Raw genomic sequence first — 22,198 nt, forward strand, 5'->3', positions numbered from 1 at the left:
CATCTTAATAGTTATAAGTAATATTTTGTTCCCGGTGAATCACTTCCACCCTCACTCCAAATTGCTCGTGGATGTGTCGGGCGGTATGTTCGGCTGCATAAACCGAGCGGTGTTGTCCGCCTGTACATCCGAAACAGATGCTCAGGTGGGTAAAACCTCTTTCCAGAAAGCGTTGCACATGGGCATCGGCCAGTGCGTATACGTGTTCTAAGAAGGTCAGTATCTCTCCGTCTTCTTCCAGGAACCGGATAACCGGCTCATCGCGTCCGGTCAGTTGCTTGTAGGCATCGTATTTGCCCGGATTATGGATGGCACGGCAATCGAATACATATCCGCCTCCGTTTCCGGACGGGTCTTCCGGAATCCCTTTCTTATAGGAAAAGCTCATGACCCGCACCGTAAGCTTGCGCTTGTTCAGTTCGGTGGCATATACGGGAAGCCTGGTTAATTGTTTCAGCACTTTGCATAGGTAAGGATATGCCGGAAAATCCTCTTCCAATAATTGGTCCAGGTTTTCGATGGCATACGGGATGCTTTGCAGGAAGTGTGGCTTCTGTTCAAAGTAACCACGGAATCCGTAGGCACCCAATACTTGTAAGGTGCGGAAGAGGACGAATTGCCTTAACTGTTCCCTAAAGTAGGATTCGGGCATGGGGCAATAGGCATGAAGGGCGTCCAGGTAGTCGTGTATCAGCTCTTCACGTAAATGTTGCGGGAATCGTGCTTTGGCTTGCCATAAGAATGAAGCCACATCGTAATAAACGGGTCCTTTCCGTCCGCCCTGAAAGTCGATGAAGTAAGGTTTCCCTTCCCGTATCATTACATTACGGCTTTGGAAGTCGCGGTACATGAAGGTGGAAAATGTATCGGCAAGCAATACTTGCGTCATGTTTTCGAAATCGTCTTCCAGTAAATTTTCCTGAAAGTCAATGCCCGTGGCTTTTAGGAAGCAATATTTGAAATAATTCAAGTCCCACAGGATGCTGCGCCGGTTGAATTCAGCTTGCGGGTAGCAGACGGAGAAATCCATGTCTTCCGCTCCTTCGAATTGTATGCGTGGAAGCAGGCGGATGGTTTGTTTCAGCAAGGATTTTTCTTCGTTGCTGAATGTACCTGTTGTACGTCCGTGCCCAATGGCTTGAAACAGGGAGATGTCTCCCAGGTCTTCTTGCAGGTAAGCCATAGCGTCATCGGTTTGGGCGTAAACGTGTGGAACGGGCAACCCTTTTGCCTCGAAGTGTTGTGCCATGTACAAGAAAGCACGGTTCTCTGCTTCCGATGTGCCATATACGCCTATCAGTTGCGGAGTTCCTTTCAGGCGGTAATACTTGCGGTTAGAGCCTGCGCCAGCCAATGGTTCGATGGCTTCGGGGAGATGTCCGGTATATGTTTGGTACAGTGTTTGTATGTTTTCTTGATGCATAAGTCGTATAGGTGTTTCAGAGTCCGTTTTGTGCAAGGATGGCTTTCAATTCGGCATCGGTCAGGTTTTCACATTCGGATTTGTCGTATAATGTGAGCAGCAATATATCTGCTTTATCCGATGTAACAAGTAAGGTCAGTGTAATGACTCTTGCCCCACCGCTTTTACCTGTCCCTTTCGAAGTAATAGACATTCTGATTTTGTGTAGTCCTTTACCTAGATCAGTTCCTTGAAATGGATTCTCATGTAATGAAGCAACAAGCAGATTTACGTCTTCTTTTAAAGATCGGTAACGTTTGCTGAGGCGTTTGAGTTCTTTTAGGAAATAGGGAGTCGGTTTTACATTATAGTTCATGATATACTTCTTCCCATGTTTGTAGTTGCAATTTTCCATCTTTATAGTGCTTTGCTTCTTGGCAAGCTTGATTGAATCCTTCTTTCAGTTCTTCTTTCGTGCGATAGGGCACAATGTCTTCTGCCAATGTATCAGTGGCGGTAAGGGGCTGTGCTTTCTCCTTTTGGATAGCAAGCTTCCTGATATAGTCCAATGCTTTCTTCATGCAGTTTTCATCATCGGCGATGTAACTCAACTGGCGGAACAGTTCCGCATTGATGCTTTTGGTACTCATGTAGGTATCTCCTTCTCCTTATTTTATATATGCTTTCCGGCAAAGGTAGTGAAATTTTTCCTGAATAAAAAAAGAGTTACCCGATTTCTCGGATAACCCTTCTTAGGTAGCCCGTGGGAGAATCGAACTCCCCTTTCAAGAATGAAAATCTTGCGTCCTAACCGATAGACGAACGGGCCATCTTTCTTTTCTGCCTTGGCAGATGTTGTTTTTGGAAGTAGCCCGTGGGAGAATCGAACTCCCCTTTCAAGAATGAAAATCTTGCGTCCTAACCGATAGACGAACGGGCCATCCTTTGTCGTGTTGAGAAGGTGTTTCTCGAACACGGGTGCAAAGGTACGCATTATTTTTGAATTTGCAAGCGTTTTTGCAATTTTTTTTAATGTGGGAATAAATAATGTGCTAATGTGCCAATGTATGGGCTTAATAAAAATCTCTGCATTTGTTGGGCTTTTCATTTCTTTTTCATACATTTGTCGCATCCTTAGAAAAGGATGACATATATTTAGGAAAGAGCGTTTTGAAGATATTATCCTATCGTGGAATTTGGACAATTTCATAAGCCGAGGATAATAAGCAAGAACGCTCACGTCAATGTTATATACCTATCTCATGTGCGAGTAGCTTATATATCCTTTGGCGTGGGCTATTGTTTATTACTCGGTTTAGGCAGTCCAGAGCCTCGCGATAGTAATACGCAATGGTTCCCACGCCTTTTTTGTATAAACGCTTGTGGGGGGGACAGCAAGCATAAATTGAAATACAATGAAAACATGGAAATGGTTGGCTATGACTTTCATGGCTACAACATTGGCAACAAGTTTTACGGCTTGTAGTGATGATGATGAACCTTCGAATGAAAATCCCGTGTTAGGTACGACTGGTAAAAGGCTGGTTCAAGAATTGGAGAATGGAAATCCGGATGATTCGTACACTTACTATTATGGTACCGATGGCTGGCTGATTAGAGCAATTTCAGATAATGATCCATCAGATAATTCTAGCCAGTCCATTACGTACGAAAAGAGAGACGGATATACTTATGCGACTACGACATGGAATGATGGGGACAAAGCGGAATGTATGTTTGACAATTTAATGCGGATAGCAGGTGATGCGACTTGTTCCTACGATGAAGAAGGGCATTTGGTAAGATATGGTGACGTTACATTTGAATGGGAAAATGGGAACGTATCAAAAGTTCATGCCCATGATGGGACTACCACATATACCTATTACACAGACTTGGAAAATAAATTTCCAGTATATCCGGATCCCGTAACAGAAGAGGTGGACGAATATATCATGTTATTGACAGCTCATCCACAACTTTTTGGCGTACCGTGTAAGAATCTCGTTAAAAGTGAAGTAAACCCTTATGCTACTTGCAATTATACATACGAACTTGATTCGGATGGCTATGTATTGTCAGCCATAATAGAAATAGTTGATGGTGAAGATAAAGGTGAAAAGGGCGTTTATTTTAGCTACAAATGGGAATGAACAAGTATGTGAGTTATAGTTAATCAGAAATGAATTGCGAAAAATCACTTGTCATATTCTTGTAGTCTTGCGTCCCCGAATGCATTCACGGATAGTTTTATGTGTGTATGGTTAGCCATACGGATGTAGAGACGCAAGACCTTGCGTCTCTACAAATATGCAACAAATCTTGGCAGGTATTTGAAAGAGTATGTGTCGGAGTTTTTACTGTAATACTGTTCGTAGGATTTTATGGGATGATACTATTGAATGTAGATTATACAGATGAAAACACAATAATAAAGATGGTTGGAGGATTGCCTTTGATAGGAATCGTCTTTATGTACGTTTCCTATGTTATATTTATAAGTACGATACAACCAATTATGATAAAAAACATTTCGAAAAAATGAAAGCATGAAAGACGAAAGCAAAAATTGACTAACTTTGGCATTCCTGAAATGCATAGAGACAGATGAAGGCATAAACGACAATACTTGCAAGCAATACGCTTATTTGGCTCTTGGAGAAACAGATAAAGCGATAGCCTATCTTCGTCAGGCTATCGACAACGGATACAGAAACATCAGACACATGGAAAAAGACGACGACATGGATAATATCCGAGATATGAAAGAGTTTCAGGAACTGCTGAAAAGCATCAGAAAAATGAAGAACCTTTGGAAATGAAGAATTAAGAATGAAGAACGAAGAATTGCTCCGCCCGCATGGAATTGGCTAACGCCGAACGTTGTTTCTTCATTCTTCATTCCTCATTCTTCATTCAAGAAGGTTCTTCATTTAACCGTTATCCACACCCCTTCGCCCCGTGCTTTTGCCTCCACAATCTTCTGTTTCAGCCGGTGCACCCAGATGTTCGAGTTCAGCACCATGCCCGGTTTCAGGTTTTCGCCCACGAGGATGCAACCAGCCGTGTCTTCCGCCGTGTTTCCGGCATGGATGCGGACGCCTTCGAACATCGGGACGTGGAGCAGAAGCGGAAGCCACTTGTCAAACTTCGGTGAGTAGGTGATGACCACCGGATAACGCCCTGCGGGGATGGCGGTCCGTCCGGGAATCTTCCGTCCGGGACGCCCGTAGCCGATGTCGCGCCACGTAGGTTCCAGCGTGTCACAAAACGGTTCGCCGTCTACCGCCAGCCTGCCTATCGTATAGGTCTTGCGCTTAGCCGTTCTTGTTAGTGTCAATTCCATCGCCGTCATTATCTCAGCTTTTTGTAGCTGTCACCTGTCACTTCGATGTACTTTCTGTGCACCCATTGCTTCAGTAAGTCTTTTGCTCCTTTCTCCGGATGCCCTTCCTCCATACGTACGCGTACAAGGTCCTCGTAAGTAAATCCGTCGGGCAGCTTCGCTAAAAGGTTGCTTCGAGATTTTGCAACGGGAGCGAAAGAAGTTTCCGCTCGCATGACATTTTCCATTTCTTTGCCGAAAAACATCATTTTACAAGCCAAGTCGTATTGCAAGGACCAGCGGATGAAATCTTCCGTTTCCGGCTCCCACTTCTGTCCGTTTGCCAGATAAAGCAGGCACGCCTTGCGGTAAGCGATGAGAACGGCACGTTTGCGAAGATAATCGTAGGCCATGCTTTGTCTTTCTTTTGCGATATCCCGGCATTCTTCGTTCAGCCGTTTTGCCAAACCGAACGCTTCGGGACATTCCATCTCGCCCTCAGCGGAACACAGATTCTCTATGTAAGGGCGCAAACGTTGTGCGAACTGCTCGTCGTATGCGCCATACACGGGGATATCCGCGCCGATGCCTTGATCAGGAATTGTGCACAGATTGATGCGCGACAAGGGTCCGTCTGCCAGATTTTTCAAGAAAAACTGCTTGCCCTGCAAGATAGTGGTAGATGCGTTCCAATTGAAACGCACCCGGACTTTTCCGGTAACCGATTGTGTGCCTACACGCGTCTGACCATAGGAATCCTCGTCGAAAGCCAGGCACATGATTTCAAGATGCCCGTCTGTCCTCGAATTGGTTTTCAATGCTTCGAACATTTTCAGCTCGTTCATGCGGGTGTACAGGAAACGTCCGTTTGCATCCATCAGGCGCAGCACAAACGCCGCGTTCGTCATGTCAGGGTTTACCCACTGCACGGGAAGTTCCGGACGTTTGCGCTTGTCCTTATTGGCACCTTTCGAGTTCACGTCGTCTTTCCACGCCTGCTCTTTCCGCATATTTTCCTCGTCGCGCGCCCTGATGTCTGCCATGATGTAATCAATCGGCTCGTTGATGCAGCCTTTTCCCCCCGATGAGGCAGCCATCAACAGACACATCATAGGGAGTCCCGTCCGTTTGTTGTCGATGTAAGGGAAAGTCACACGATAAGTGTGGGTGGCAAGTGCGGGAAATACAGCGTTCGCCACTGTGGGCTTCAGCGCATCGGGGACGTTCGATGTCAGCAGCTCTATCAGCTGGGGCAGTTTTTCGGGCAGTGGGGGCAGTTCCGCCGCCGACTGCTTGTCCGACAAGGCATTCAAGACCTGTCTCAATCCCCAAGGCATATGGGGCTTTAGCGGATAACCGCATGCATCGCGGGCTATTTTCGACATTTCCTCACGAGGAAGACCGAACGAAGGCATTTCCTGCAACAGCCATGCCGGATTGTTGTCGCAAATATAACGCAACGCGCTTGCCAGCTTCAACAAGGTCGTGTGCCGTTCGCCCTCTTCCGGCTTGCCTCCGTTCGAGGCAAACCAGTCGTCGATGATGGCGCTATACGGCGTGCCTTTGTATTCGGAAGGAAAGCCCGTCTGCGGGACATTTGCCGTTTGCGCGGGAATGTCGGCAGGTGCTGCTTCGGACCGGACGGGTTCTTCGAATACCGGCTTTTGGAGTTCGATGCCCCGTTTTGCCAGCTCCGCTCGGATATCATCGGCAAACAGCAAATCGAAGTCGGAAAAAAGCAGTGCAGATTCGGGGAACATGAATGAAGGACGCGCGAGGTCTTTCACACAAGCGTCATACTTCGGAGCGGCCAGCTGGTCTGCCATCCACTTTTGCGCCTGAGGGATTTCCATGTCCGGCGGCAAGACAGCCACAATCCGAAGTCCTTCGCCGCTGGGAGTGACGTGTGCCAAGACGATGTTCAGCCTCTTCGTTTTCTCCTTGACGTGCGTGTCATAGAATTCCTTGGGATTGCCGATATGGTCGTAGTCCATGATGAACAAACCCGTAGGGATGGCATTTTCGTTCTTGCGGATGCCGTTCTTGAACGTGGCATGATAAGTCACGATGGGTAGCTGTTCCTTCAGTGCTTTTTTCTTCTCGGCGAACTCTTTGTCGGTCAGCTCTCCTCGGTCGCGCTGTTCTTTCAGCGCAGCAATGTCGGCATAGACCTTCTTGACACTTTCCATGCGAAGGAAGCTCGAGAAAGCATCCCGGCCGCATTCCTGCAGCTGGGGTACTTTTACACTTTTTGCCATGTTAAGCATCGGCATGAAGACCTCCTTTGTTTAAATAATTTAACAGGAGCTTGTAAAACCAATACCCGTCTTCCTGGTTCAAGTCGATGACCACCTGTTTTTTGTCGCCATTAACCACAATGTGTATGACGATTATCTGTGGATTTTCGGGATCATCCTTGATTGCCGGCTCCCTGTCATGCGGTTTCCGCGGCCCCCGGCTCCCTATGTTGTAGGGAGTGAAGTACACGCCATCAATGGCGGCATGCAGCGAACCTTTTATTTTTTCGTCGTTTGCCAGCTTGGTTATCACTTCACGCGGAAGCAATACGGTTTCTTGCGCTGTGCCGTTTGAAGCGGCTGATTCAAAAATCACTCTTCGACGGGTCATTCTCTCAAATGCCGCGTCATTTAAGTTTTTTATTATTGTCATTTTTTAAGATGTTGAAGATTTGGTTTCCTTCAACAATGCAAAGGTACGGCGTCTCAAAAAAAGGACAAAGCGGGAAGAGCAACGCTTTGTTTACTTTCCCGCTTTTACACTTATATCGAATAAGGTTAGGGTGATGATAATCAATACCCCTGTTCCTTATTCTCTATAAACTCTGATGAAAATTAGTTTATAGGAAAGAAATAATATTTTTTATTTCTTCCCGCGGTTTCCACAACTCGTGGCAATCGCAAGCTTTGTATAACGCGACACGATATGTGTCGTTTTGGCATCCCCATAAGGCACTGCAGATTATCCATGGACACGAAATTTGAAAATGTGTGCATATCGTTTGCACAAGCAGTGCTTTTCCCCAATTGTGAAGTGATGATTCCCATTTGGAATTTTTTATCCATCCATTCTCAATCAGTTTGTCTTGGAAAGGCTTTACCTTCTCGAAAAAATAATCGAGAAGTTCTTCTGTCGTTTTTTTTGTCATGTAAGACATATTTTTATAGGGATAAAAATATCGACTTACAACAGCCACACGGTGATTCCCGAAAAAACTAACAAAAAAGGCTGTAATAGGTAAATCTCCCAAACTTCAAATTTTTTATGAAGTCAGGAGATATGCTCCTTTAAGAGAAGCATGAAACTTTAGCTTCTTTCTCCCGGAGGGGTTGGCTAAAGAAAGAGTTCTGATATATGCCCTTTTTATGTTTGTGTGAACACAAAATAAGGGGACGACTCTTTTATAATATATTAGTTTAAAAATTTGTGAATATCCCGTATCCCGCATGGGGGATATATCCATAACCACAACCATTCACCACTCTCCCTTGTGATTATTTCTTATATGAACTGTTTTCCGGTTTTCCTCCTTTCTTTAAAAATACTCCGCAAAGATAAGTCTTTTTTTATTCCTGCAAAACAAGCGCATTCTTTTTTTATGAATATGGATATCCTTTGAAAACATCCCTTGGATAGAATATGTCTGATTTTTATTTGTCCGTCTTCATATCAGGGTCAATATGGACAAAATGGATGACTAAAAAAAGATACGGCATTCATGCTTGAATTGCGTAAATGCCGTATCAAGAGCTTAATTATATCTTCTTGCCCGTTTTTTCGAACTAATTGAAGAAGAATCGTTTGTTGTTTTCATTTATCAATAGTCCAGACAAAGGGATAAACAACGGAATCGACAGGTATATTGACAGATAGTTCATCTCCCTTTTTGTATTGAATATTCACGTAACCACTGATTGTTTCTCCCGGATTTACTGTTGTAATCTTCAGGTATCCTGCATCTTTGATGTTACGCTCTTGCAGCATTTGATTGTTATAATCTGCAATTCTGTCACTTGCTATCAACTCAGCTTGATAGGCTGCCGCACCGTTGTATGCAACAGTCGTGGAAGAAGTGCTGGAACCTCCTGCATATCCACTAACACCGACGGCACCACCTATCGCAGCTCCGTCAGTACCAATGACCGCACCCGCCGCACCGGAAACAGATGCACCCGAATAGGCTGAATTAGTTTGAGTAGAAGATGCCGAATATCCCGCTTTATTGGCTGCCATGGATTCATTAAAAGCATTGAAGAACATATTCCAGTTCTGTTTCCGGCGAACTTTTGCAATATATTCGTCTGATTTCAGGACATTCAGGCTTTCTGTCTTATTTTTTTCTTTTTATAAGCAGTAATTAATGACGGATCTAAAGTTATGGGTTGTACTGAATTGTTTGTTAGTACAATATATAATGTAAAGTATTTGCCATAATCTTTATTAATCGAAGCATTAACCATCATACACAACCCGTTTTTCATATAATAATCCCATGTAGTTCCTCTTTGATGATATGTTTGCTTCTCATTGAGAGATGGCGTTTCCAAGTATAAACTATTATCTGCTATTTTGTATTTTGTTACTAATCCGTTTTGTGTTGAATAAGTATAATAAGGTTTAGTATACTCACCATTCTTAAATTCAACTTGCGAACAAGCATCGCCATTTTCTGTAAATTGATAAAAGATTCCATCCAACTTGCCGTGTGCAAGATTACTTTTAGTGTGTATTAAACCGTTTTCATAATAGCTTATAGCGATTCCGTTGGGCTCTCCGTTAGCAAGTTCATATTCCTCTTTCTTTTTTCCATTTTCATAATACAAGATGACTTTGCCATTCCCATTGACGACAGTGCAATCCGATGCTATGTTCCCATTCTTGTAATAAGTTTTTTGGATGCCAAAGACGGAATTTTTATCGTCATATCTATCGATAGAAATAAATTCACCTTCGCCCTGTAATTCTCCAGTAATATAGTAATCCCGGTATCTATTTTTATAATTGCTATTTTCTGCATAAGAAGCATATCGAACAAAATTTGCGAATTGTTTAGATTCTACTCCTTTCCAATTATTATCATAATAGAGAGTATCGATTTTTTGCGAAAAAGAGGGCAAACAATAAGCGAGTAAAACGAATAGTATAAATTTACCTTTTCTCATTTTTTTATTTTTTATTAGATTAGAGATTATTTAGGAAGTCCGATAGCTGGATTTAGACAATAAAAAAGCGCGGACTTATAACTTCGTCTACGCTTTCAGAGGTATCGCCAAACACCGTTGCCACATATACGAGTAAAAGCCCACGCCGTATGGCGTGAGCATCAACTTTTACTCTTGCGGCATCTTTGAATTTTGGCGAATTTTCTGAAAGCAAGAATAAAGCTAACGCTTCTTTATCTTTATGTCTATTTGTCTGTAATGTTACATAGGCAGTTCTTTTTAATTTATGCCACAAAGTTACAAAAAAACTTATAAATGCAATGGGTCAGTATATTAAAATGAAATTAAGCAGGTAGAAAATCCATTTTCATTCTTACTTATAAGAGTAAATTCTCTGATTTTTCAACCTCTTGGATATTTGGGAAACAAACGCAAGCATTGAATGAATCATACCTTTTCTGATTTATCAGGGCAGGAAAACATTGCTTACGGCCGGATAGTCTTGTTTCCTCTGCAAAAAATAGCTTAGTTTTATCCAACAATTAAAAGTATTACCCAAATTATCACGATAGCCCAATCTCCTAAGCCTCCTTTTGCTAACATAGTCAGAGGCCATAAAAAATCCCAATTGCTGATAAAGTACTGCGGTGACAGGTGACAGTAACAACATCTATTCTCAATCTCTTACACATAAAGAGAACGTATTGCAGTGTTTAATTTATTTGTATAATATAATTAATTATATTATACAAATAAATTAAATCCAAGTAGGGTAAATCTCTTTGATAGTTTGATATTGTGTCAATAAGTGTCACCTGTCACTGCTTATAGGTTGACATATCCAAGTATTTGCACAGGATGGGGAAACTATATGCATTCGCACGCGCATATATATGCGGCGGCGGACGAATGTAGTTGACAATCGGAAGGAAAGTAAGTCATTGATAATCAGCATTGGAATGCGATTCTCCTCGGAATTGCCGTTTTGTTAACGGATTTTTACACTTTAGCGTCATCCGTTTTTTGGCAGACGGGAGAAGAAGCAGTACCTTTGTGGTATACAGGTGACAAGGTACCGGGCGAGGTAATGAATGGTTGGGCAGTCGTCCCGCTAAACTATCTGAAACATAATCAACTAGTACCTTGTCAACTAAAAAACTAACTTAAACTAAACTACTATGATTGACTATTCTGTTTACATGATGACTAACCCGATGGACGAGGAAGCTCCGTCGAAAGCCTACGGAAAAGCTCAGATGAGCGAGTTGATGACCTTTGACAAGTTTGTGAAGCACATTGCCGACCACAACGGGGCGTTTTCGCGCGGCACGGTGCAGGGCGTGGTGCTGGACATGTGCGAGTGCCTGGTGGAGATGCTCCTGAACGGCAACAAGGTGCAGCTGGGAGCGCTGGGTGATTTCTGGATTTCGCTCTCGTCGAAAGGCGCGGATTCGCTGGCGGACTTTACGGCGGCGAACATCACGGGCATCAACGTGATTTTCACTCCCGGCTCGGACTTTGACGACCTCATCAACCGCGCACAGTTCAATCCCGTGGCAAGCCGCATAGCACAGGCGGCTACCCTGAAAGCCGAGAAGGCGGGCGAGGCTACCGTGGACCTCGAAGCGGCGAAGCGCAAGCCGTCGGGCTCGGAAGAACCGGGTGTTTAAAAATCGAACGCAGAGACACGGAAGCGCGGAGAATTTTTTTAGAGAAGGCATGAGGACACGAAACAAGTTTCAGTTGACAAGGTACTAGGTACTAGTTGACTAGGTTTCAGATACCATTATTTAGTTGACTAGGTACTAGGTACTAGTTGACATAGGTTTTAGATACTATTAGTAAAACTATTTAAAACCTGGTCCCTAGTACCTGGTTCCTAGTCCCTAATCATTAGCAAAGCTATTCAAAACCTAGTCCCTAGTACCTAGTTCCTAGTACCTTAATAAAAACTTTGCGCTTTTGCGTCTCTGCGTTCGATTTAAACTATTAACTATTAATTGTTAACTATTAACTAAACTAAGCTATGGAAAAGAAAAACATTTGGGGGATTATTATCCAAACCCTTATCACGATTTTGACCGCTATCGGAACTACGCTGGGAGTAACATCTTGTATTTAATTAAGAATTAAGAATGAAGAATGAAGAATTTCCATGCAGGCGGAGCAATTCTTCATTCTTCATTCCTCATTCTTCATTCAAGAAGGTTCTTCATTCAAGAAGGTTCTTCATTTAAAGGCATTATTTATTCAGTTCATTCACTTCTGCCAGGCTCTTGTTTATTTCCTCATCGCTCAGGCTATAATTGGTGAGATTGCCTGCCAGGTATTGGTCGTAAGCGCTCATGTCGATCAAGCCGTGTCCGGAGAGGTTGAAAAGAAGCACTTTCTCTTCGCCGCTTTCTTTGCATTTCAATGCTTCATTAATGGTGGCAGCGATGGCGTGGCATGATTCCGGTGCCGGGATGATGCCTTCTACTTTGGCGAAAAGGCAGCCGGATTTGAACGAATCCAATTGTTGGATGTCGACGGCTTCCATGAGGTTGTCTTTTATCAGCTGCGATACGATGACACCAGCTCCGTGATAACGCAAGCCTCCGGCATGGATGTTGGCAGGGGTAAAATTGTGTCCCAATGTGTACATCGGAAGCAGCGGGGTATATCCGGCTTCGTCTCCATAGTCGTATTCGAATTTGCCTCGTGTCAGTTTGGGGCATGATGCCGGTTCGGCTGCAATGTATCGGGTTTTCTTTCCTTCCAGGATGGTGTGCCGCATGAACGGGAAAGCGATGCCGCCGAAGTTGGAACCTCCGCCGAAGCAAGCGATGATGGCATCGGGATATTCGCCCGCCATTTCCATCTGCTTTTCGGCTTCCAGTCCGATGATGGTCTGATGGAGGGTGACATGGCTTAATACAGAGCCTAAAGTGTATTTGCAGTTAGGTGTCGTGCGTGCCAGTTCTACTGCTTCAGAAATAGCTGTACCCAGTGAACCTTGGTGGTTAGGGTATTTGGTCAGGATGTCTTTTCCTGCGCGGGTTGACATGGAAGGTGAAGGAGTCACCTGTGCGCCGAAGGTCTGCATGATGCTGCGCCGGTATGGTTTCTGCTCGTAGCTGATTTTTACTTGATATACGGCAGCTTCCAGTCCGAATACGTTGGCTGCATACGACAGGGCTGCTCCCCATTGTCCGGCTCCTGTTTCGGTTGTGATATTGCTTACGCCTTCTTTTTTGCAATAATAGGCTTGTGCCAGTGCCGAATTCAGCTTGTGCGAGCCGATTGGGCTGACACTTTCATTTTTGAAATAGATGTGGGCAGGGGTGTCTAATGCTTTTTCCAGTCCGTATGCACGTACCAGTGGGGTGCTCCGGTAGTATTTGTACATGTCGCGCACTTCCTCGGGTATCTCGATCCATGTATCTGTTTGGTTCAATTCCTGCTGGCAAAGTTCTTTGGCGAAGATAGGGTAAAGGTCTTCGGGTTTGAGCGGTTCTTTGGTAGCAGGGTTTAAGGGAGGCAGCGGTTTGTTTATCATATCTGCCTGAATGTTGTACCAGAAGCGTGGTATTTCGTCTTCGGGTAAGATGAATCTTTTCTGTTTATTGCTCATAATGACTTACATTTTTAAACGTTTTGCCAAAAATAGGTAAAAAAGTGAAACTATGCAACCTCTTTTACGAAAATTTCTTCCAGAGGGGACTAATCTTGTTTCAATCTTGTTTCAATCGTCCACCCAAAGCAGGTCGCTCATGATGCTGTCGGATATGAAAATACCTTGTTCGGTAAGCTTCAGGAAATCGCCGGTCTGTTGTAAAGTATGTTGTTGTAAATGGGGTGTGGCAAGGTGGATACAATAATCGTATAGTTTTTCTCCGAAACCGGTCTTGAGCCTGGTCAGGGACATGCCCCACATGGTGCGCAGGCTGGTAATGATAAAATCATTGTAGCGGGTGTAGAGGTCGAGCTCTTCTTTTTCAAAATCAGGCTTATGGTTTTCGATGCCTGTCATGTATTTTTCAAGCGATGCGATGTTCCATTGGCGCGAGATGCCGTTGTACGAATGAGCCGAAGCACCGCAGCCCAAGTATTTCTTTCCAATCCAATAGCTGGAATTATGGCGCGAATGTTTTCCGGGCAGGCAGAAGTTGGAAATCTCATAATGTTCATATCCGGCGGTTTTCAACGTATGAATCAGTTCGGAAAAAAGGCTTACACTCAAATCTTCGTCTATTTCGCTTACCCGATGCTCTTCCCTGAGTTTCCATAGGGGTGTGCCTTCTTCGTAAATCAGGTGGTAGGCGGAAATGTGTTCGGGGTGCAGGGCGATGGCTTGCTCCAAGTCGGCTTTCCAGGAAGCGAGTGTCTCACCGGGCAGTCCGTACATCAGGTCGATGCTGATATTGGCGAAGCCTGCTTGCCGGCATCGCTCGAAAGCATCAATGGCTTGTTGTGCCGTATGGCGGCGGTGCAGCAGCCGTAAGGTTGTATCGTTGAAGGTTTGTATTCCCATGCTCAGGCGGTTGAAGGGAAAGTGCCGGAGCATGGTTACATATTCCTTGTTTAAATCATCGGGGTTGGCTTCGAGGGTGATTTCGGCATCCGGGCGGACAGGATAATATATATATAAGGTAGAGAATATCTGTTCGAAGTGTTTTTCCTGCAATTGCGAAGGGGTGCCTCCGCCTAAATAGATGGTTTCGATATCTTCTCCTTCGAGGTACTCTTTCCTTTGTTCCAGTTCTTTACATAGCGTCTGGATATAACGGTCTGTTTGTCCTCCCTGAGTGGTTGAGAAGAAATCGCAATAAATGCACCGGCGTTTGCAGAAGGGAATGTGTAGGTAGATGCCTGCCATATATCGCTTGATGAGGTTTATCTACGTTGAAACCCGAAAACGTATGCGTATACATACGCTTTCGGGTTTCTATTGAAAAATAATGTTATTCTTATTCTTCGCCACAGATAGCAGCTACACCCGGCAATACTTTGCCTTCGATGGCTTCCAGCAATGCACCGCCACCGGTAGAGATGTAAGATACCTGGTCTGCCATGCCGAACTTGTTGATGCAGGCTACAGAGTCGCCACCGCCAATCAATGAGAACGCGCCGTTCTTGGTAGCTTCTGCAATGGCTTCTGCAATGGCTTTCGAACCGCCTGTGAAGTTATCGAATTCGAATACACCGGCAGGACCGTTCCACAGGATAGTCTTGGCATTTACGATAGCAGCCTTGAATGCTTCGCGGCTTGCAGGACCTGCATCCAGTCCTTCCCAGCCTTCCGGTATGTCGTTAGCCGGGCAAACTTGTGTGTTGGCATCGTTCTTGAAGTCATCAGCTGCGATACAGTCGGTACCCAATACCAGGTTTACACCTTTTTCTTTTGCTTTCTTGATGATGTCGAGAGCCAGGTCGAGCTTGTCATCTTCGCAGATAGACTTACCGATCTTGCCGCCTTGAGCCTTAGCGAAAGTAAATGTCATACCGCCGCACAGAATCAGGTTGTCTACCTTATCCATCAGGTTTTCGATGATACCGATTTTTGTAGAAACTTTCGAACCACCCATGATAGCGGTGAACGGGCGCTTGATGTCTTTCAATACGTTATCAACGGCTTTCACTTCTTTTTCCATCAGGTAGCCCAGCATCTTGTGGTCTGCATCGAAATAGTCGGCGATAACGGCTGTAGAAGCGTGTTTGCGGTGAGCCGTACCGAATGCGTCCATCACGTAGCAGTCTGCATACGAAGCCAATGTCTTGGCGAAGTCTTTCTGGCGTGCCTTCATTTCTTTCTTAGCGGCTTCGTAAGCAGGGTCTTCTTTTTCGATGCCTACGGGTTTGCCTTCTTCTTCGGGATAGAAGCGGAGGTTTTCCAGCAACAATACTTCGCCCGGTTTCAAGGCTGCGGCTGCATCCTGTGCTTTGGCGCAGTCGGGAGCGAACTGAACCGGAGTGCCCAGAGCTGCTGATACAGCATCAACAATCTGGCTCAACGAATATTTGGCGTTTACTTTGCCTTTGGGCTTGCCCATGTGCGACATGATAATCAAAGCGCCGCCGTCAGCCAAGATTTTCTTCAAGGTAGGCAGAGCGCCACGGATACGAGTGTCATCGGTAATCTTACCATTTTCGTCCAAAGGTACATTGAAGTCCACGCGGACGATTGCCTTCTTTCCGGCAAAGTTGAATTTGTCAATAGTCATCATAGTCTCAATATTTTTTGTTTAAAGTGTTTGCATTTCAGTTGCACCGCAAAGTTAAGAAAAAAAACTATCCGACATGTATTTCACCCGATTATTTTCTGCCTCTTTGTTATTTTGTTTTAAAAAAGGCGGGTTCGTATGGTAAAGTAAGTTGTCTGTGTTTGGCGCGTCATTCAGGCTGGTTGCAGAATGGTATTTATCATCCTGTTCCGTTCTGAAGTGAATGTTTTCGGCTCCCTTTTTGCGGGTTTATGATCTTTTTTATAACTTGCACTGTTTTTCAGGCAGTGCCGGTTTCATATATTTATGGACGCTATACCGTTATTCTTGGATGGATTCCGGGCAGTTTCTGGCAGGTTGGAAAGATTAAAAGAACTATTTATGAAAAAAATGCATCAATGTGTCTTGTGTATCGGGTCGAATTACCATGCGGAAATGCATATGAATATAGCCGAAAAAGTATTAAGACATTATTTCCCTTGTATCCGATGGGGGAAAACCATACAGACCGCACCCGAAGGGAGCATACATCATGCTCCTTATCTCAACCGGGCGGCACTGTTTGAAACCACTTGGGATCCAGATAGTTTGAGGAGCTTTTTCAAGGACATAGAAAAAGCTTGCGGGCGCACTCCTGCCAGTAAGCAGACAGGGGTTATTCCACTCGACATTGACCTGCTGATGATAGATGGTGTCGTATGCAAACCTGCCGACATGCAAAAAAAATATGTGCACCTGGCACTACATGGGTTGGGGATATAAAAACGGCTTGTGCGATTTATCACCACAGATTTATTAATTTACGATTTGACAATTTGCTATTTACTATTTTGATATTAAAATCGTACTTCGTAAATCGAAAAATAGTAAATATATCTATACCTATAGTATAGCAGAGACAGTTTCCAGGCCTGGGGAAAAGAGTAGGATTAGGTTTGTATGTATAAAATCCGTATCTTTGTGCGCTTGTTTCAAGAATTATATCATCAAACAATCTGTTATGTACACGAACAAAGAAATATGGAATGTAACTTATCCCATTTTCTTGGGATTGCTGGCACAGAATGTCATCAACGTGACCGATACTGCCTTTTTGGGACATGTGAGCGAAGTGGCACTGGGAGCTTCGGCTATGGGTGGACTGCTGTATATCTGCATTTATACGGTGGCTTTCGGTTTCAGTGTGGGTTCGCAGATTCTTATAGCGCGGCGTAATGGTGAGGGGAACTACCATGCCGTGGGGCCGATTATGTGGCAGGGCTCTGCCTTTAGTTTCGGGATGGCGGTAGTGCTGCTGGCGGCAATGTATCTGTTTGCCGAGCCTCTGATACGCCTGCTCATTACATCAGACAATATCTACCATGCTACTTACGAGTTTTTTACGTGGCGCATCTGGGGGTTCCTGTTTGCATTTGTCAACGTGATGTTCCGTGCCCTTTATATAGGCATTACTAAGACGAAAGTGCTTACGATGAGTGCTGTGGTCATGGCTGCGGTCAATGTAATACTCGACTATGTATTGGTGTTCGGTGAGTGGGGTTTCCCCGAGATGGGTGTGCGTGGGGCGGCACTGGCTTCGGTGATAGCCGAGGCGTCTTCGCTGGTGTTTTACCTTGTATATACCTATGCGAAGATAGACCTTCATAAGTACGGGCTGCACCGCTTCGGGCAGTTCGACTGGAACATGGTGGTGCGTATCTTGCATATTTCCTGTTTCACGATGGTGCAGTATTTCCTCTCGATGGCTATCTGGTTCGTATTTTTTATGGCACTGGAGCGGTTGGGCGAGCGCCAGCTGGCGATAGCCAATATTGTGCGCAGTGTCTACGTCGTTTTGCTTATTCCGGTGCAGGCACTTTCTACTACGGCGAACTCGTTGGTGAGTAACCTTATCGGTTCGGGAGGTGTGTCGAAGGTGATGTATCTGCTGAACCGCATCGCCCGGATGTCGTTCCTCATCATGGTGGTTTGTGTAGTGTTGTGCGTGGCATTTCCTCATGCCATCCTTTCGGTATATACAGGCGAGGAGGCATTGCTTCATGAATCGGAACTGGCACTTTATGTAGTGTGCGTGGCGATGCTGATTGCGGCACTTTCCAATGTGTATTTCAACGGTATTTCGGGAACAGGTAATACACAGGCGGCATTGGTGCTCGAAATCGGCATACAGGTGTTTTATGCCCTCTATATCATCATTATCGGCATGGTGGTGCAGGCTCCGGTGGAGATTTGTTTCACTACCGAAGTGATTTACTATACCTTGATGTTGGTTTTCAGTGTGATTTATCTGAAAAAAGCGAAATGGCAGAACAAAAAGATTTGAAGCCTGCAAGTTTTTTACTATTTTTGCACGCTGCTTTTTTATTGGGTGCAGAGACGGCGTACATCTCTGTGCCTCTGTGGCATAAAAATTAAATAGTAAATCGCTAAATAGTAAATAATAAATCGCTAAATAGTAAATAGTAAATCGCTAAATAGTAAATAGAATTATGTTCGATAATTTAAGTGAAAGACTGGAGCGGTCGTTCAAGATATTGAAAGGTGAAGGCAAAATCACCGAAATCAATGTGGCGGAGACCCTGAAAGATGTACGTCGTGCGTTGCTGGATGCCGATGTAAACTATAAGGTGGCAAAGAACTTTACCGATACGGTAAAAGAGAAAGCACTGGGGCAGAACGTCCTGACAGCCGTGAAGCCCAGCCAGTTGATGGTGAAGATTGTTCACGACGAGCTGGCGAAGCTGATGGGAGGCGATACGGTGGAACTGGAGTTGAAAGGCCGTCCGGCTGTTATCCTGATGTCGGGTCTGCAAGGTTCGGGTAAGACAACCTTTTCGGGCAAGCTGGCACGGATGTTCAAGTCGAAGAAGAACCGTAAGCCCTTGCTGGTAGCATGTGATGTTTACCGTCCGGCTGCCATCGACCAGTTGAAAGTGCTGGGCGAGCAAGTGGAAGTACCGGTTTATAGCGAACCGGACAGCAAAGATCCGGTACAGATAGCCTTGAATGCCATTCAGGAAGCCAAGGCGAAAGGGTATGACCTGGTTATTGTCGATACAGCCGGCCGGTTGGCGATAGACGAACAGATGATGAACGAGATTGCCGCTATCAAAAATGCCATCACTCCGGATGCTACCCTTTTTGTGGTGGATGCGATGACCGGACAAGATGCGGTGAACACAGCCCGTGAATTTAACGAACGTCTCGACTTCACCGGTGTGGTACTTACCAAATTGGATGGTGATACGCGTGGCGGTGCCGCCCTTTCCATCCGTACGGTGGTAAACAAGCCTATCCTGTTTGTTGGTACGGGCGAGAAACTGGATGCCGTCGACCTTTTCCATCCGGCACGTATGGCAGACCGTATCCTGGGTATGGGCGACATCGTTTCGTTGGTAGAGCGTGCACAAGAGCAATACGATGAGGAAGAAGCCAAGCGTTTGCAGAAGAAAATCCAGAAGAACCAGTTCGACTTTAACGACTTTTTGGGACAGATCCAGCAAATCAAGAAGATGGGTAACCTGAAAGAACTGGCTTCGATGATTCCGGGCGTAGGAAAGGCGATTAAGGATATCGATATTGATGACAATGCCTTTAAGAGCATTGAGGCAATTATTTATTCGATGACTCCCCAAGAGCGCACACATCCTGAAATCCTGAACGGAAGCCGCCGGAACCGTATTGCCAAGGGTAGCGGAACAAGCATTCAGGAAGTGAACCGCCTCTTGAAGCAGTTCGACCAGACCCGCAAGATGATGAAGATGGTAACGGGCAGCAAGATGGCAGGCATGATGCAGAAAATGAAACGGAAATAACGGGAAGTGTATCTTACGAATTATCCCCTTGCCTTCCTTATGTTGTTAAGGAGCAGGCAAGGGGATAATTGTTTTTTGGAGGTTCTTTGTTTGCTTGTCTATTTGATTTCGAACTCCTCTTTCATGTCTATTTCTTCGTTGTGCGCGTCATAAAATTTATATTGCAGGAAGGCAAGGCTTTGGTTCGGGACAATCTTGATTCCGAAGCCGTATTTCATCTGCCACTTCCGCTTGAGCGACATGATGCCTTGGTTGATGTAAGCAGCCACGTAGGGGTGGATGTGCAATGTAAATTTCTTGACCTTCAACTTATTGACCAAGTAGTCAATTTTGCTTTCCAGTGTATCTGTAAACAGGATGGAAGGCTTTATCTTTCCTTTGCCGAAGCAGGTGGGGCAGTCTTCATCAGTAGCCACATCCATTGCCGGACGCACGCGCTGGCGCGTTATCTGCATCAGACCGAATTTGCTGAGGGGCAGAATATTATGCTTGGCACGGTCTTTTTGCATGTTCTGGCACATACGCTCGTACAGTTTCTGACGGTTCTCGGCAAGATTCATGTCGATAAAGTCGACAACGATGATTCCTCCCATATCTCTTAATCGGAGTTGGCGCGCCAACTCATCGGCTGCGCCCAAGTTCACATCGAGGGCATTGGCTTCTTGTCCGTTGGCAGATTTCGAACGGTTACCGCTGTTCACGTCCACTACGTGCAGCGCTTCGGTATGTTCGATAATCAGATAAGCCCCGCTTTTATAAGAAACGGTTTTCCCAAACGATGACTTGATTTGTTTGGTGATGGCAAAGTTATCAAAAATGGGAAGCTGGCCTTTGTATAGCTTGACAATACCCACACGTTCGGGGGCTATCAGGGCTACATAATTCTTTACTTCATTGTAAACGGTCTCGTCGTTCACGTAGATGTTTTCGTACGAAGGGTTGAACAGGTCGCGCAGCATGGCTACCGTGCGGCTTGTCTCTTCGTAGACCAGTGTAGGCATTTTGGTTGCCTTTTGTACTTTTGTGATGGTCTCTTCCCAGTGTTTCAGCAATACTTTCAGTTCGGCGTCCAGTTCAGCCACGCGCTTCCCTTCTGCCACCGTGCGTACGATGACGCCGAAGTTTTTCGGCTTGATGCTTTGCAGCAATTGTTTCAGGCGTGCGCGTTCTTCGCTCGACTTGATTTTTTGCGATACCGACACTTTATCATTGAACGGGATCAGTACCAGGTATCTGCCGGCGAACGACAATTCGCAGGTCAGTCTCGGTCCTTTGGTGGAAATGGGTTCTTTGACAATTTGTACGATAACCTCTTGTCCTTGTTGCAGGACGTTCGAGATGCTTCCGTCCTTTTCAATATCGGGCAGCATGGATGCCTTCGATATGGGATAAAGCTTCTTTCGGTCGCTGATAACTTGTTTCAGATACTTCTGGTAAGAAAGAAATTGAGGTCCAAGGTCTAAGTAATGAAGGAAAGCGTCTTTTTCGAAACCGACATCTATGAAGCAGGCGTTCAGTCCGGGCATCAGCTTTCTGACTTTGCCCACGTACATATTGCCGACGGAAAAGGAAAGGTTTCTTTCTTCTTTCTGGAACTCTACCAGGTTCTTGTCTTCCAGCAGAGCTATGGAGATTTCCTTCGGCTGTACATCTACTACTAATTCGCTTGTCACTTGTTATACTTAGTTTACGGGTTAATACTTTTTTTTGAAACAAAAGATTCTCAATACACAAAGAACAAACCTGAAAGACTATGAAGGAGCTTTGCAAGTTTGTTCTTTATTGAAGTCGGACAGACTAACAATTATTTTTTGCTTTTGTGTCTGTTCTTTCTCAGTCTTTTTTTACGTTTGTGAGTTGACATTTTATGTCTTTTTCTTTTCTTTCCGCTTGGCATAGCTTCAAAATTTTATAGGGTTAATACTAATGTTAATTATTTCTTTACTGAAAGAGTAAACGTCTTTGCTGGCTTAAATGCCGGAATGTTGTGTTCCGGAATGATGATGGTCGTATTTTTTGAAATGTTCCGGGCAGTCTTCTGCGCTCTTTTCTTCACGATGAAACTGCCGAATCCACGGAGGTATACGTTTTCATCATTTGATAATGACGTCTTTACTGAATCCATAAATGCTTCCAGCGTAGTGAGTACCGTTTGCTTGTCAATGCCGGTGCTTTTGGCAATTTCGTTTACAATCTCTGCTTTAGTCATTTCGCTAATAATTATTGTTATACGTTATCTTAATTTTTTGGATTGCAAATATATAGCTTTTCTC

21 protein-coding genes and 2 tRNA genes are annotated in these 22,198 nt (G+C 44.8%); 7 read left to right on the forward strand and 16 right to left on the reverse strand.

What is annotated here, in order from left to right; all coding sequences use genetic code 11:
- Nucleotides 1-4: 4 nt before the first annotated feature.
- The 5 genes from H9625_RS03860 to H9625_RS03880 form a co-directional block, all read right to left on the reverse strand.
- On the reverse strand, nt 5-1,423 hold the full coding sequence (locus tag H9625_RS03860; protein WP_191763046.1) for a RapZ C-terminal domain-containing protein: 1,419 nt from the start codon (nt 1,421-1,423) through the stop codon (nt 5-7).
- A 16-nt stretch (nt 1,424-1,439) separates the two neighbouring features.
- A complete protein-coding gene (locus H9625_RS03865) occupies nt 1,440-1,778 on the reverse strand; it encodes a type II toxin-antitoxin system RelE/ParE family toxin (RefSeq protein WP_087397118.1) in 339 nt (112 codons plus the stop codon).
- Nucleotides 1,768-2,052, reverse strand: coding sequence for a hypothetical protein (locus H9625_RS03870; RefSeq protein ID WP_022038781.1), 285 nt, complete (start codon nt 2,050-2,052; stop codon nt 1,768-1,770). Before H9625_RS03870 ends, H9625_RS03865 begins: the two co-directional genes overlap by 11 nt.
- A gap of 107 nt (nt 2,053-2,159) precedes the next feature.
- Nucleotides 2,160-2,231, reverse strand: a tRNA-Glu gene (locus H9625_RS03875).
- Nucleotides 2,232-2,270: 39 nt separating this feature from the next.
- Nucleotides 2,271-2,342, reverse strand: a tRNA-Glu gene (locus H9625_RS03880).
- A gap of 475 nt (nt 2,343-2,817) precedes the next feature.
- Between H9625_RS03880 and H9625_RS03885 the strand changes: the two genes are divergently transcribed.
- Together H9625_RS03885 and H9625_RS03890 are read left to right on the forward strand one after the other, a co-directional pair.
- Entirely contained in the window at nt 2,818-3,555 is a 738-nt protein-coding gene (locus H9625_RS03885; protein WP_191763048.1) for a hypothetical protein, read from the forward strand.
- Nucleotides 3,556-3,981: 426 nt separating this feature from the next.
- The gene (locus H9625_RS03890) at nt 3,982-4,224 is read left to right on the forward strand and encodes a TPR end-of-group domain-containing protein (RefSeq protein WP_087405871.1); all 243 of its coding nucleotides are present in this window, start codon (nt 3,982-3,984) and stop codon (nt 4,222-4,224) included.
- Nucleotides 4,225-4,331: 107 nt separating this feature from the next.
- On the opposite strand, the gene H9625_RS03895 is transcribed toward H9625_RS03890, so the two are convergent.
- The 6 genes from H9625_RS03895 to H9625_RS03920 all read right to left on the reverse strand — a co-directional run bounded on the left by H9625_RS03895 (nt 4,332) and on the right by H9625_RS03920 (nt 10,202).
- A complete protein-coding gene (locus H9625_RS03895) occupies nt 4,332-4,748 on the reverse strand; it encodes a DUF5675 family protein (protein ID WP_191763050.1) in 417 nt (138 codons plus the stop codon).
- An 8-nt stretch (nt 4,749-4,756) separates the two neighbouring features.
- Nucleotides 4,757-6,985 carry a BT4734/BF3469 family protein gene (locus tag H9625_RS03900; RefSeq protein WP_191763052.1) on the reverse strand — a complete coding sequence of 743 codons (2,229 nt, stop codon included), beginning with the start codon at nt 6,983-6,985 and terminating at the stop codon, nt 4,757-4,759.
- Nucleotide 6,986: 1 nt separating this feature from the next.
- Entirely contained in the window at nt 6,987-7,340 is a 354-nt protein-coding gene (locus H9625_RS03905) for a hypothetical protein (RefSeq protein WP_191763054.1), read from the reverse strand.
- Nucleotides 7,341-8,555: 1,215 nt separating this feature from the next.
- On the reverse strand, nt 8,556-9,005 hold the full coding sequence (locus H9625_RS03910) for a hypothetical protein (RefSeq protein WP_191763056.1): 450 nt from the start codon (nt 9,003-9,005) through the stop codon (nt 8,556-8,558).
- A gap of 56 nt (nt 9,006-9,061) precedes the next feature.
- Nucleotides 9,062-9,907 (reverse strand): toxin-antitoxin system YwqK family antitoxin, encoded by an 846-nt coding sequence (locus H9625_RS03915; protein WP_191763058.1) that lies wholly within the window; start codon nt 9,905-9,907, stop codon nt 9,062-9,064.
- A gap of 52 nt (nt 9,908-9,959) precedes the next feature.
- On the reverse strand, nt 9,960-10,202 hold the full coding sequence (locus tag H9625_RS03920) for a hypothetical protein (RefSeq protein WP_191763060.1): 243 nt from the start codon (nt 10,200-10,202) through the stop codon (nt 9,960-9,962).
- Between the two features lie 883 nt (nt 10,203-11,085).
- Between H9625_RS03920 and H9625_RS03925 the strand changes: the two genes are divergently transcribed.
- Together H9625_RS03925 and H9625_RS03930 are read left to right on the forward strand one after the other, a co-directional pair.
- Entirely contained in the window at nt 11,086-11,577 is a 492-nt protein-coding gene (locus H9625_RS03925; RefSeq protein ID WP_191763062.1) for an HU family DNA-binding protein, read from the forward strand.
- 356 nt (nt 11,578-11,933) lie between these two features.
- Nucleotides 11,934-12,029, forward strand: coding sequence for a smalltalk protein (locus H9625_RS03930; RefSeq protein WP_013618581.1), 96 nt, complete (start codon nt 11,934-11,936; stop codon nt 12,027-12,029).
- A 120-nt stretch (nt 12,030-12,149) separates the two neighbouring features.
- Here the strand turns inward: H9625_RS03930 and H9625_RS03935 are convergent, their stop codons facing one another.
- The 3 genes from H9625_RS03935 to H9625_RS03945 all read right to left on the reverse strand — a co-directional run bounded on the left by H9625_RS03935 (nt 12,150) and on the right by H9625_RS03945 (nt 16,113).
- A complete protein-coding gene (locus tag H9625_RS03935) occupies nt 12,150-13,520 on the reverse strand; it encodes a TrpB-like pyridoxal phosphate-dependent enzyme (protein ID WP_191763064.1) in 1,371 nt (456 codons plus the stop codon).
- A 111-nt stretch (nt 13,521-13,631) separates the two neighbouring features.
- On the reverse strand, nt 13,632-14,765 hold the full coding sequence (gene hemW / locus H9625_RS03940; RefSeq protein ID WP_191763066.1) for a radical SAM family heme chaperone HemW: 1,134 nt from the start codon (nt 14,763-14,765) through the stop codon (nt 13,632-13,634).
- A 91-nt stretch (nt 14,766-14,856) separates the two neighbouring features.
- Nucleotides 14,857-16,113: a phosphoglycerate kinase gene (locus H9625_RS03945; RefSeq protein ID WP_087398255.1), complete on the reverse strand. Its 1,257-nt coding sequence runs from the start codon at nt 16,111-16,113 to the stop codon at nt 14,857-14,859.
- A 378-nt stretch (nt 16,114-16,491) separates the two neighbouring features.
- Between H9625_RS03945 and H9625_RS03950 the strand changes: the two genes are divergently transcribed.
- From H9625_RS03950 to ffh, 3 genes are all read left to right on the forward strand, one after another.
- Complete coding sequence (locus tag H9625_RS03950) at nt 16,492-16,872, forward strand: 2-amino-4-hydroxy-6-hydroxymethyldihydropteridine diphosphokinase (RefSeq protein WP_191763068.1); 381 nt, start codon at nt 16,492-16,494, stop codon at nt 16,870-16,872.
- Nucleotides 16,873-17,110: 238 nt separating this feature from the next.
- Complete coding sequence (locus H9625_RS03955) at nt 17,111-18,433, forward strand: MATE family efflux transporter (protein WP_087250184.1); 1,323 nt, start codon at nt 17,111-17,113, stop codon at nt 18,431-18,433.
- A 166-nt stretch (nt 18,434-18,599) separates the two neighbouring features.
- A complete protein-coding gene (gene ffh / locus H9625_RS03960) occupies nt 18,600-19,925 on the forward strand; it encodes a signal recognition particle protein (protein ID WP_022038774.1) in 1,326 nt (441 codons plus the stop codon).
- Nucleotides 19,926-20,023: 98 nt separating this feature from the next.
- Here ffh and H9625_RS03965 read toward each other — a convergent pair whose 3' ends face one another.
- Nucleotides 20,024-21,598, reverse strand: a complete 1,575-nt coding sequence (locus H9625_RS03965; RefSeq protein WP_022038773.1) for an Rne/Rng family ribonuclease — start codon at nt 21,596-21,598, stop codon at nt 20,024-20,026.
- A 260-nt stretch (nt 21,599-21,858) separates the two neighbouring features.
- Nucleotides 21,859-22,134, reverse strand: coding sequence for an HU family DNA-binding protein (locus H9625_RS03970; protein WP_022038772.1), 276 nt, complete (start codon nt 22,132-22,134; stop codon nt 21,859-21,861).
- Nucleotides 22,135-22,198: the final 64 nt, after the last annotated feature.

The sequence above is a fragment of the Phocaeicola intestinalis genome (assembly GCF_014837065.1).
Lineage (GTDB): Bacteria > Bacteroidota > Bacteroidia > Bacteroidales > Bacteroidaceae > Phocaeicola > Phocaeicola intestinalis.